This window comes from Chryseobacterium metallicongregator (assembly GCF_031324065.1).
GTDB lineage: Bacteria > Bacteroidota > Bacteroidia > Flavobacteriales > Weeksellaceae > Chryseobacterium > Chryseobacterium metallicongregator.
This window is the reverse complement of sequence record NZ_JAVIXS010000015.1, coordinates 92,161-104,157: the sequence shown is the minus strand read 5'-3', so window position 1 is coordinate 104,157 and position 11,997 is coordinate 92,161. Positions and strand designations below refer to the sequence as shown.

The 11,997-nt window shown below is 35.4% G+C and carries 14 protein-coding genes and 1 pseudogene; 2 read left to right on the top strand and 13 right to left on the bottom strand.

The annotated features are described in order from the left end of the window. Position 1: 1 nt before the first annotated feature. The 3 genes from traM to REB14_RS15830 form a co-directional block, all read right to left on the bottom strand. A complete protein-coding gene (gene traM / locus REB14_RS15840) occupies positions 2-721 on the bottom strand; it encodes a conjugative transposon protein TraM (protein ID WP_309522646.1) in 720 nt (239 codons plus the stop codon). A 402-nt stretch (positions 722-1,123) separates the two neighbouring features. Continuing rightward, on the bottom strand, positions 1,124-1,291 hold the full coding sequence (locus REB14_RS15835) for a hypothetical protein (protein ID WP_309522645.1): 168 nt from the start codon (positions 1,289-1,291) through the stop codon (positions 1,124-1,126). Positions 1,292-1,581: 290 nt separating this feature from the next. Then, positions 1,582-2,181: a hypothetical protein gene (locus REB14_RS15830; RefSeq protein ID WP_309522644.1), complete on the bottom strand. Its 600-nt coding sequence runs from the start codon at positions 2,179-2,181 to the stop codon at positions 1,582-1,584. A gap of 200 nt (positions 2,182-2,381) precedes the next feature. On the opposite strand from REB14_RS15830, the gene REB14_RS15825 reads away from it, so the two are divergent. Beyond that, positions 2,382-2,564 (top strand): hypothetical protein, encoded by a 183-nt coding sequence (locus REB14_RS15825; protein ID WP_309522643.1) that lies wholly within the window; start codon positions 2,382-2,384, stop codon positions 2,562-2,564. Continuing rightward, positions 2,558-2,746, top strand: coding sequence for a transposase (locus REB14_RS15820; protein ID WP_309522738.1), 189 nt, complete (start codon positions 2,558-2,560; stop codon positions 2,744-2,746). The genes REB14_RS15825 and REB14_RS15820 overlap by 7 nt, the downstream gene beginning before the upstream one ends. Here REB14_RS15820 and REB14_RS15815 read toward each other — a convergent pair. The 10 genes and pseudogenes from REB14_RS15815 to REB14_RS15775 all read right to left on the bottom strand — a co-directional run bounded on the left by REB14_RS15815 (position 2,736) and on the right by REB14_RS15775 (position 11,995). Then, positions 2,736-4,973, bottom strand: coding sequence for a TonB-dependent receptor plug domain-containing protein (locus REB14_RS15815; protein ID WP_309522642.1), 2,238 nt, complete (start codon positions 4,971-4,973; stop codon positions 2,736-2,738). The genes REB14_RS15820 and REB14_RS15815 overlap by 11 nt on opposite strands. A gap of 258 nt (positions 4,974-5,231) precedes the next feature. Further along, complete coding sequence (locus REB14_RS15810) at positions 5,232-5,579, bottom strand: nuclear transport factor 2 family protein (RefSeq protein ID WP_309522641.1); 348 nt, start codon at positions 5,577-5,579, stop codon at positions 5,232-5,234. 92 nt (positions 5,580-5,671) lie between these two features. Next, positions 5,672-5,920, bottom strand: a complete 249-nt coding sequence (locus tag REB14_RS15805) for a hypothetical protein (RefSeq protein WP_309522640.1) — start codon at positions 5,918-5,920, stop codon at positions 5,672-5,674. A 75-nt stretch (positions 5,921-5,995) separates the two neighbouring features. Beyond that, positions 5,996-6,145, bottom strand: a complete 150-nt coding sequence (locus REB14_RS24225) for a MoaF-related domain-containing protein (RefSeq protein WP_425248768.1) — start codon at positions 6,143-6,145, stop codon at positions 5,996-5,998. Between the two features lie 75 nt (positions 6,146-6,220). After that, positions 6,221-7,159, bottom strand: coding sequence for a BPSS1187 family protein (locus REB14_RS15800; RefSeq protein WP_309522639.1), 939 nt, complete (start codon positions 7,157-7,159; stop codon positions 6,221-6,223). 57 nt (positions 7,160-7,216) lie between these two features. Then, positions 7,217-7,864 (bottom strand): annotated as a pseudogene (locus REB14_RS15795) (aspartate/glutamate racemase family protein); the annotation flags it as partial. Between the two features lie 147 nt (positions 7,865-8,011). Next, positions 8,012-8,395, bottom strand: coding sequence for a helix-turn-helix domain-containing protein (locus REB14_RS15790; protein ID WP_309522638.1), 384 nt, complete (start codon positions 8,393-8,395; stop codon positions 8,012-8,014). A 108-nt stretch (positions 8,396-8,503) separates the two neighbouring features. Next, positions 8,504-8,950: a transposase gene (locus REB14_RS15785; RefSeq protein WP_309522637.1), complete on the bottom strand. Its 447-nt coding sequence runs from the start codon at positions 8,948-8,950 to the stop codon at positions 8,504-8,506. 280 nt (positions 8,951-9,230) lie between these two features. After that, positions 9,231-9,959 (bottom strand): hypothetical protein, encoded by a 729-nt coding sequence (locus REB14_RS15780; protein WP_309522636.1) that lies wholly within the window; start codon positions 9,957-9,959, stop codon positions 9,231-9,233. A gap of 557 nt (positions 9,960-10,516) precedes the next feature. Further along, the gene (locus REB14_RS15775; RefSeq protein ID WP_309522635.1) at positions 10,517-11,995 is read right to left on the bottom strand and encodes a hypothetical protein; all 1,479 of its coding nucleotides are present in this window, start codon (positions 11,993-11,995) and stop codon (positions 10,517-10,519) included. Positions 11,996-11,997: the final 2 nt, after the last annotated feature.

Genomic DNA, 11,997 nt, shown 5'->3' with positions numbered 1-11,997 from the left:
ATTAGTTATTTTTGGGTAAGAGGAAGACTTGATGGCCTGCTTTTACAGTTACTTTCAATTGTCTGACTCGCTTCTGAAAATAACCCGACAGTCCCTGTACTACTCCCCTGCTCAGATCAGCTGCAATCTGCTGCCCTGCTGATTGAGTCATCATAATATTAGTGCCTGAAGTCTGGCTCATATTAGCTACAATATCGCTTACCGCATTCTGCTCCGCTGAATAAGGAACATACAATCCCATCTGACCGTCAGTGTCATAAACATTGATTTCTACAGGATAGATATTATCTTGAGATTGAATGGAAGATATTTTTAACTGAAGCCTCTCTCCCTGAAATTTGCTTACTGCAATCAGTAAGCTCCCCGCTGGAATTTCAGCTCGTCCGACTTTCATCGCTTCTGAAAGCCTTATAGATAATGTACTTTCGTTTACCAAAGTCTTAGTTTCATAGACCACTCCTTTTATTGCGTTTTTTGTCTGAACTGCGTTTTCTGAATCATTTTGACTGCCATAAAATCTATTATGATTCAAACCTGCAATAAAGGCACTATCCGATTGCTGTCTATATAATGAAGAAACAACATTGGAACGTACCGGTATTGCTGAAGTCAGTTTAACCTTCTTTTCCGTTGACTTTTCGATTTCTTCTTTTCCTGCTGGTTTTTCCTGCTTTGGCATCGTTGGAAGATACTTAGCAGCCATTTGATACGATTTTTCCATGAGCTCTTATTCGGACTTGCATAATCCCGGAAACAAATGTAACTATATATACTATTACGATACCTGTTGAGAAAACTTCTAAGTTGGGTTTTATTACTGGTAGGGCTTTGAAAATGCCACGCTCTGAATGAAGGCCGTCCCATTATATTCTGTCCCTTTTCTTTTGTTATAATAATTGCACATCCGTTCATTGCTCCCGTGAAAGCATAATGGGGTTCATTACTATCTGGATTAACTAATATCTCAACATTACCAATACTCTGTATATCAAGAGGCTTCGATGTCTTATATGGGAAATAATAAGAGGATCCTATTGGATTATATTTATATTTTGGTTCATGTGAAAAAAGATGTTTGCGCTTAAAATTTTTTTCAGGTAATAAACAACTGAACGGCTGGCCTTTATTTGTAATATCTATAATACAAAGCCTCCTTATTTTCTAAGCTTGATATTTGATTTTCAAGTGCCAATCTGGAACCTTCCACAAAATCCAAAGATATAGGTAAATAATGATTCCATATAACATCTTCTTTTTGGTCTAAATCTTGCAAAAGCAGGTTTCTATCCATTATTAAATAATTTATTGGTTTAAAAAAATTGTTGTGTTATAACTGAATTACTTTTCATATTTGTTTAAAAAATTCAATTTTAAGGTAAAATCATTAAAATTTACACTAATCCATTTTAACATTTCTCTTCCAAAATGATAAAATAAGATATTCTATTACATTAGTGTTGATCACAGCTGAGTAATAGGTCCGGATCCCGTAGTTCCAGTACTAATAAATTTTACAGTGGTATTAGCTGTATTAGCAATCCTAAATGAGTACTTATGAGAAGCCGTCATAGAAATGGAAGTTTACAGTGTATAGATTTGTAAATTTAAAGTTAGAGCTGTAAAGTAATCATTGACCCTTGCAACCCACTTATTGGTAATATCATCCCAAATTCCGATAACAGGACTCGTTCCATTGGTTGTTGATAACAGCGCATTCATAGTAACCTGATAGATTCCATCCGCAGCTACGGTAAAAGAGTTAGCCGTCGCATTTCCAAAATAACGACTTTCATTATCGATAATCTCATTAGACAGGTTTCCGATCGGAAATGCTGTTGCACCACCCATTGTATAATCAGCAGTTAACTGTGCAACGATTTCCTGAGCGACTATAAATTCTCCGTTCACTACAATTACAGTTCCCTTAGAATTAGGTACACCGGCAATATTCTGCCAGGTGGGGGCTTCGCCCGGTCCACTGGACGTAAGTACCTGATCCGCAATACCCGCTGAACCACCTGTAGAAGATGTTCCCCCTACATTTAATTCATTCACAACTTGTAGTGATCCATTATCATGAAAAGCTTTCTGATGGGTTCCTGTATTAATTCCCACTTGCGAGTAAACGTTTGTAAAAGTTAGCCCTATGGCTAATAATATAAGAGTTCTGATTGTTCTCATTGATTTGTGTTTTTAATTATTCACTACAAGTTGAAAAAAAAAGAGAACTTTTACCTAAAATCATGATACGTATTATATACGTAAGTTGACTTGCTTACAATAAAAAGCTGAATATTAAGACACAATAAACGACCTCCTACGTTTGTAAAAGAATACATCTTGTTTTTAAATTCGGTCAACCAAATAATTTATTAGTTGGGATGAATTCTAACGATCGCAAATTGGCATTAAATGAGATAAAATCAATTTCAGAAAATGAAAAGGTATTGGAGCATCAAGAAGGAATGGAAAACGATTCTTTCAATGAGTACGCCGCTGAAATAGAAGTCTTTGAGAACGGAGATTCACTGAAACGGCTTTTGGGACTTTTAGAAAGATCATAATAAATCATTACAGGGATATCCAGAATTATTTCGATCAAAGAAGTACCAATGCAGCAGCAGAATCTTTCAATTCAAAAATCAAAAACTTTAGGATTCAGCTCAGTGGAGTGAAAAACAGAACATCACAAACCATGTACAGACTTCCCTTCTTTTCTAAAGTATTTTTAAAATTTATAATTTGAATTCCAGCTTCACATTAAAGAAACGTCCTGTAAGACGTACCGGAACAGGATACATATAATTGGTATTGTAATCTGTAATCCATTGATTGGCTACCGTATTGTTAATATTAAATGCGTTGAAAACCTGAACGCCTAATGTAAGCTCTTCAAAATTACCCCAGAAACCGGATCTCTTATTTTTTTCTTTCGGATCAATAAATACCTTTGTCAATCCTAAATCTACCCTTTTATAAGAAGGAAGAGTCTGCTGATAATTATATGCTGAACCAAAGTCCGGCTGTCCGTTGCTGTTGAACATGACAGGCGCCCCTGTAGGTAATCCCATCGCATAAACTAAGGTAAGATTCACACGCATAGACGGGAAACTTGGCATATAATCCTGATAGAACATGGCAAACCTCAACCTTTGGTCTGTAGGTCTTGGAATATCTCCTCTTTCATCAATATTTTCATACACTCTAGCATAACTTGCAGACAACCATGAATCTACACCAGGAACAAATTCTCCGAATAGTCTTGTATCAATACCATAAGCATAACCTTTGGAATTGTTCTGTCCGGAATAACGAATCCTTACGTTATCCATATAATACGGGATCAGATTATCCAGTTTCTTGTAATAAAGTTCCGTAGTCAGTTTAAATGGTCTGTCATACATCTGGAACTCATAATCATTGGCAAGAATAACCTGGATGGAACGCTGCGATTTTATGTTAGAGTTAAAATTACCGTCTAAATCCTTGATCTCTTTATAGAAAGGAGCCTGATAATAAATTCCCCCTGAAATTTTAAACAACATATCACTGTCCCAGTCAGGCTTAATCGCAAACTGAGCTCTTGGAGAGAATATTGTTTCTTTATTGAAACTCCAGTTGGCAACACGTACTCCGGCATTCACAAATACTTTACTGGCTCCCCAATAGAATTTCTGCGAATACTGTGCATATACCGAAAGTCTTGTAGGCTCAATATTGTTTTGCCCGGCAATATAATACGCAAGCTTAAGATCTCCGGTCAGTCCTGTTCTCGGATCAATAACTTCAGGTCTTGGCAGGCTGTACCCAGCAGAATCTACAACATTCCATTCATTGGTAAGATCTTTCAGGTTTTCTTTTTCATATTTAAATCCAACCTCAAAGTCGGTATTTACATTGGGCGAAAATTTGGCCCTGAACTGGGTTCCATAGGTTCTTACAAACAGGTCATTTCTTGCATGTTCTATTTGTTTTCCCCCATCAAAGGATCTCACAGGCTGCTGTGTCACAGGATCAAAGGTCTGCAATTCATATCCTGAATTGATCGTATAATATTCTCTTTCTCTGTTCTGACAGGCAAAAGCATCCAATGTAAGCTTCCATTTGTCGGCTGGCTTATAGTTCATGGAAAATGTACCCATCATGTTTTTATACTGGTCATTTTCTTTACCCGCATATCCTATATTCACAGTGATAGGCTGTTGAAGGCTTCCGAATGTAACACTTTTTGCTCTGGGAATCATCTCATAATCATTTTTGGAATAATACCCAATGAATGACATAGAAAATTTATCACTGACATGATAATTCAGATAAGACTGGAAATCCCAATAGGTCGGGTTAAAGTCCGTATCTTCCTTCAGAGTGTTAAGAACAAGATTGGTATTTCTGTATCTTCCGGAAAATAAGGCTGTAAATTTTTTATTCTTGGAAGCTAAACCTGTTGTCAGTCTTCCTCCAATTAAACTGGCCTCTCCTGAGACTTCAAATTTTTCAGGCTCACGATAATAGATATTTAAAGCAGAAGACATTTTATCTCCATATTTAGCTTCAAATCCTCCTGCAGAGAAATTCACTGTAGAAACCATATCGGGATTGATGATACTCATCCCTTCCTGTTGCGAGTTTCTGATCAGGAAAGGTCTGTAAATCTCAATATCATTAATGTAGATCAGGTTTTCATCATAGTTTCCGCCACGAACCATATATTGGGAAGACAGCTCGGTATTGGAGTTTACAGAAGGTAGTGTTTTAAGTAATCCTTCAATTCCACCGTTAATAGAAGCTACTGATTTGGCTTCTTTCGCTGAAATTCTTACGTTGGTAAGGTCATTGGTTCTTCCTGTTGCTTTTTTCCGGAAGACAACTTCCTCTATATCGGTCACTTTAGTGGTCGCTGTATCTTTTTTTCTTTGTTGGGAGAAAATCAGAAACGGGACCATAAGGCTTAGCGGTAAAACTAGTTTTTTCAAAAGAAATGTTTTAGAATTTCTTATTAATATTATTAATAAACTTTATAAAAAATAACGCTACAATATTATGATTATTTTGACTCAGCGATAATAATCATTCCTACACCCCAATTTTGATTTTAAATCAGAGTCTTATGGCTTGTATAAGATATGTTGTATTATCCTTCTTCGTTGTATAAATTAAGTTCTATAATATAAAAAAATTGCTACAGGGTTATCTGCTGACTATAGGATAAATTAATTTAGAGAATAACCTACTTAAATTTTTCCATCTTCAATCCGAAACAAATCATAAAACGAAGTTGGTCTGCCTCCAAACGACCCCTCACTAATTGTTAGTACAAAATTCCCTTCGCCTAAAATTTTATGTATTTTGTCATATTTCATAATAATACTTTGCAAAGCCATATATTCTAAAGCTTTCTCTAAACCAGATAGCCCGTCTCCAATTTGAGGGTTGTGCTGTATGTAATTGTTGTCATCAATATACCCTGAAAGTTTTTCCATTTTTCCGTTTACCACAATATCATTCACAAAATTTCCGGACAATATTTTGTTGATTTCAGTTTTGTCAAGATCTTTAACTTCAGTTTCACCGTCCGTCATTGTATGTCCGCTTGGATTGGGTCCAGAAGTTTCTTGTAAATTATCCCAGTGCTCTACAATTTTTCCATCTTCAAAAAGGAAAATATCAAACCCTATTTTTGGCCAAAAAAAATGTAATCAATATGTGAAAAAATATAGTTACCATCTTCAAAAATACGCACAGTATTTACTTTTGCAGAGTTTAGGGGAAGCATCTGTAATATTTCACAAAAGCCCGCTAATCCGTAACCAAAAGCTAAATTATGTTGTTTGTATTTATCGCCATTAATGTATGAAATTGGCTCTGCGGCATCCGCTTCGATTGATTTTAGTAATTCTGCTACTTTTTGTTTATTGTTCATTTTTTATCATTTGTTAATGATTAAATTTCCTATATCTTACCTAGTAAGGACAATGTTCCTTTTAAATTCAGAAAATTATGAAGGACTGATAGTATTACGATATAACAAGCCCATTTCAAAATTTACCAAGTGGGTTACTGTGCCCCTCGATTTTTTCTTCCAATACATCATATAGACATTTGGAAGAGTCTCAATTTTTTGCCATTTATACTGTTTCCCACACACCGAATCCTTTATTGGTTAAAGCTTTCCATGTTAATTGTCTTTCACTTTCAAAATTTAGTTCAAAGGAGGAATTTCTTACAATCCTGAGCCAAGCATTTTTATCCATATATTTTTATATACAGGATTTGCAATCCCTTCAGTATGAAATGGATTATTGCCCTTTTTTGCTTTCTGGAGGGGCTCATCCAAGGCAAAAACATTGTCTGAAGGTATATTTAATGTTTTGCATATTTCAGCCAGCTGTACAGCTGCCAATTCTTGTACATGATAAGTTGCAAAAAAATTCTCAGGAGGTGTAATCGACTTTTGAGAATACCATCCGGCGATCTTTTTCAATTTTGAATTGCTATAGTCCCACCCTCCGGAAAAGCTAAGCACTCTCGCCACTGATTCATGCTGAGCAATAAATTCAGCCATTCCACCCCCTTGCGATTGTCCTGCTATAGCTATTTTAGTCCATACCGGTTTATCTGTATTCTGATCTAAATATTGCGACCATTCCCCTTCTTTATCGTTTTTCGACAGATACTGTAGGAGCTTTATTAAACGAGGTATAATGGCATCCTGATATTGATCCGGAATAGATGAGAAAACATCATCACCATAAATTCGTTTTCTACGAAACTCAGCCGCACAGTTGACATCTTCATTCAGCTTGTTTCCCACACATACCTGTGAAACACCAGGTGTACTTATAAAAGAAAGGGCTATAATTCTATATCCCTGATCTAATGCTGTTTTAAAAAAACTTTGAGGAATACGATTCGTTGAACCATTTGTACCTGTAAGCCATAACAATATCTTATTATTTTTAATGGCTTGATCATAGTACACCACATGCACACTATCCCAATTTCGTACATTGGGATCAGCTTCGCTGGGTTTTATTCTGAGTATTTGATAAATGTCCGAATCAATTTTGCTGTTTTGTGCGGTCATTCTGATAACCGGGCTTATCATAAACATCAATAAAACCAACGGATAAATAGCGGCAAATAAAATCTTTTTCTTCATTATTATTTGAATATTAAAATTAACATAGTAAACCCTTAAAATACTATAACGTTAGTACTAAAGTCCAAGTATAAAGTCTGCTCCCATGTGAGCATGCATTAATGTTGTATTGAATATCGGAATTTCCAAATCATTTTGCTTTATAATAAGTGGAAATTCTGTACATCCGAGTATTATACCTTCTGCTCCCTTTTTTTCCAGTAGCATAATCTGGTCCAGTATATATTTTTTTGTTTCAGGGTTTATAATCCCATGAGATAATTCTTTTTGTATTATTGTATGCAGTCTTTTCCTATTCTCTTCTTTTTCGGGAACTATCACCGTAATATTATAATCATCTTTCAATATTTTTGTAATAAACGATTCTTCCATCGTAAATATCGTCCCAATTAGCCCGACCTTATACAATCCTCTTTTCTTAATGTTCATTCCTATCGCATGAGCAATATGTAGTATAGGAATGGCACTATGCTGTTGTACCTCATCATATACCTTATGGGGGGTATTGGCACGAAAAATAATCGAAGAAGCTCCCGCTTGCTGCAATTTATTACAAGCTTCAATCAGCGTTTTGGCTATTGCATTCCATCTGCCCAACCGTTGTAAAGAATGTATATCATGCTGATCAAGATTGACTAATATAAGAGGAGGGTTTGTATTATTATTAAAATAATTATTGACTATCTGATTGAGGTAACTATAATATTCTACAGTTGAATGCTACGAGATTCCCCCAATCACACCTAATTTTTTTAACGCGGTATGCCTAATGCCTGGATCATTATTTTTAGAAGAAACGAATGATTTGATCATATCAGCCATATATTTCTATTTTCTATTAAAGCTGTTTAACTATTTATTATTTTTTTCACAACTAATTGAACATTTTCCGAAATCAAGAATTACCGGTTTATTAAAAAAAATCTTCTTCCATTTACTTACCGTATTTCTACTCAGATTAAACTTTATTGCAATTTCAGTATTATTCAACCGATGTATTTTTTGATAATCCAATATTTGAAGTATTGTTATTTTATCATATGAACGTAATCTTTGATTTGATGTACTAGGTTCATTATTGACAGTACCAAAGATGATGTTATTCAATCTGATGATATCCAGCACAGACAGCTCATTCTTATTAAGGATATTGTCACATTTGGATTTTTTATCAGGATATTTTTTAGCTATAATATCCTGATAAATTAACTTATAATTAGGTTGTAAATTATTCATGTTATTTTTTATAGGTTGTTTATAACTACCAAAAAATTTCATCCCGTTACAAAAACCAACGACCCAGATGAAGTAAATGGCAGACAAATTGACTTTAATAATTTATTTTTATTCTTCTATCTCCTTTTTATTATACTTCATAATCCACTTATAAAGGGTGGTTTTAGGAATTCTATACTCATCAATGATCTGCCTTTTTGTTTTCTGGTGTGAATTGACAAGTTCTAAAATAAAATCAATAACTTCTCTAGTATAAATATTCTTTCTAAATTGAGGCAGCTGAGTGCTTTTCTTTTCTATTTCACTGTCATTTTGTTTTGCTGGTGGTGAGAATAAAATCAGGTGTTGTGAATATGGCCTAAAAAAATCATACTCTAATAATTTACTCCAACTCAACAAGATATTGGTAGGTAAATCTTCCTGCAGAAACATTGTTTCAACTTCATCAGCAGTGCACTTAAAGAAATTACAAATACGCGAAATATCCATGTCCAGCTCAATGGTCCTTTGCTTAACCATCGAACCAATATGTATATTTTTAAAATTAATACTCATACTTTAAAATTTTATCTTAAATTCTCAAATATTTAGTGATCTGTGGTCATACAAAATCAAACAGATAAATTCTAAATTTCAATTTTTTTCTGTTTTTCATTCGCATACTATTACTTACAAACAATAAAATAACAATAATTTCTTCGTTCTTAAACAGGTTACAATCTCCCAATTAAACACTAATAAAAATTACCACAAATTTTCATTTCAAACAAAACCATGATACGTATAAGGTACGTATTTACCATATTCTACGAGAATAAGTCAATGATTTATGAAACTACAGTTTTGTTATCGCCAGTGTATAGGTAGGTGCTCCGAACCCGGCTCCCAAACTTATAGCACTTACTGTTGATCCTTGTAATGTATTGGATGCTTTAGTTCTATAAAACTTAATTCTCAGCCTGTCACCGGCAGCTAATTGTACTGTTACGGAAGGAATGGTAAATACGTAGTTTCTCATTACACCTGGATCCACCCTTGTAAAAATGGGCCTCCCTCCTGATACAGATGACCATAATCCTCCTCCGGTGGAACTGACTTCAATATTAACAGCCATGTAAATAAATCCATTACCATCATTGTTGATCGTCAGCTGCGGAGTAATTGACCCTGAAAGCATATATGTTCCCGTTTGATTAATTATGATATTTCCACCCGCTGAAAGTACAGTTCCTAATGTATTCAAAGATGCATGAGAAGACTGTATAGGTACAATCTGCTCCTCCCCGGAATTATAGCTTGATTTAGGAAATGAAAATTCATCACTCGATGTATAAAAAGCTATCTGAGACTGTGGTAAAAGATTAGCTTTTCCTATAACTCCATTTTCGTCAGCATGCAACGGGTAAACTGTAGAACTTGCCAGCGTTTGCAGATTACGAATTTTCACCTTTCCATTAACATCCAAAGCTTCAGTGGGATTTGCCATATTGATACCCACCTGTCCATATACAACTGAAGGAATAATTGCTGTAACAATAGCAACCCGAATTTTTAATTTTCTCATGTCTGTGATTTATTTGACGTAAACTACGTGAAAATTACTTTAGAAGTCAAAAAAAAAAAAAAAACATACGTATAATCTACTTAAGCCGATATGAATTAAAAAATAAATCAGCGCAGTAGATATAGGGTAACCGGTATTCAATAAAACTTGTGCTGTTAATTTTTTGCCAACATTTCCTACACCACTTCAGCATAATCCTATATTTTTTGTATCAGGAGCTACAATACTATCAGAGTATTCTTTATAAGTTATTTCTTATCGGATTGATTATAACAATTTATAAGAGCGCTAATTCTATATATCCGTCAGCAGTGGAAATAAATAAGACAAGACCGACAAAACCCAGCATTATAATGTTTAGAGTTAAAGATCATCATCTATCACACCTGCTATATTCTATTCATTCGTTTCGCATTATTGATGATCTGAAAAGATAGCCGGTTGCATAAACCAATTAAAAAAGAAAATCAGCAGGGAAACTGATTTTCTTTGGATAACCACTACATAATATCTTTCTTCATCACTTGTTAAATTTTAGAATGTTTTTCTGATAATTCTTATTTCAATCGTTTTAAAGACATCTGAGTAACAGGACCTGAACCTGTGGCGCCTGAACTTAAATACTTGATTGTCACATCCCTTGTATTATACAATCTAAAAGAATAGGTATGAGAAGCCAACATGGGAATAGAAGTTATCAAAGTATAAGTTTGCAAACGAACACCATCAAATGTTACTTTTGACGAATAAACGTCATTAACACGTGCTACCCAATTACCATTTGTATCATCCCAAATTCCCAACACTGGAGCTGTAGCTGTAATTACACCATTAGTATCAGGTGGATTATCTGTTGTTATTAACTGTCCGTTCATGATTATCTGATATACTCCATCTGCAGAAACTTTAAATAAATTAGTTGACGGTGACCCCGTATACAGATTTTCATTATCTACAATTTCATTATTTAAACTTCCTATAGCAACCGGAACACCTCCATTAGAACCAGCTATAACCGTAAAATCAGAAGTCAGTTGTACAATAATTTCCTGGGCCACCAGAAATTGTCCATTTACTGCAATCACCGTTCCTGTAGAACTGGGAACTCCTGCAAGGTTTTGCCATGTGGGAGCAGCTCCCGGCCCGTTGGACTTGAGCACCTGCCCGGCAATTCCTGACGACCCAGGAGTAGAAGCATCTCCGCCAACATTCAGCTCATTGGTTACTTGTAAACTTCCGTTGACATGCAATGTCTTTTGAGGAGTTGATGTCCTAATACCAAAATTACCGGCTGAAGTAATGGTAGCTTGATTTGTATTATTAGTCACTAAATATAGATCATTTGGAGTAGTCGTACCGAAATAAGCTTTTCCTCCCCCAATATAGGATTTCAAACTAATGGTTCCATTGGTATGGCTAAACCCAAAATTATTATCAGGTGTTTGTACTGTTAGTGGGGTATCAGGTGTACTGGTGCCTATCCCTATTCTATGATTGGCAGCATCCACGGATAAGGTATTTCCATCAACGGAAAATGCGTTAACCTGATTTCCTGTAAATGCCAGGGTATTAGCTCCCTGTGATACCGTTCGGTTACTCGTAAGGCTACCGTTTGTATTATAGATATTAACACTTGCCGTACCTACAGCTCCTCCATCCGTAGACCTCCATCCTGAATTGCTGTATACAAATTCCAGGGCTTTTCCATTGGGAATGGTAACCCCGTTCAGTGTAGCTCCAAAACCACCTGTTGTATTGTTGAAGATAACAAGACGCTGCCCTGCATTGGGTGCAGCTGGCGCGGTAATCGTTACTGTGGCAGTGGCCGCTCCCGTAAGCTGTACCTGGCTTACATTAGCTGGTACTGTGACAGCATTGCTGGCGACTGCTACAGCAGTTTCTCTATTCGTAATTGCTCCGTTTACATCAAGTGTTGTCCCGGGAGTTGTGGTATTAATCCCTACATTTCCTGCCTGAGCAAAAAGACCTGTGTTTACAGAGAGTAAACCGATTATAATTACTTTTTTTGAAATCATAA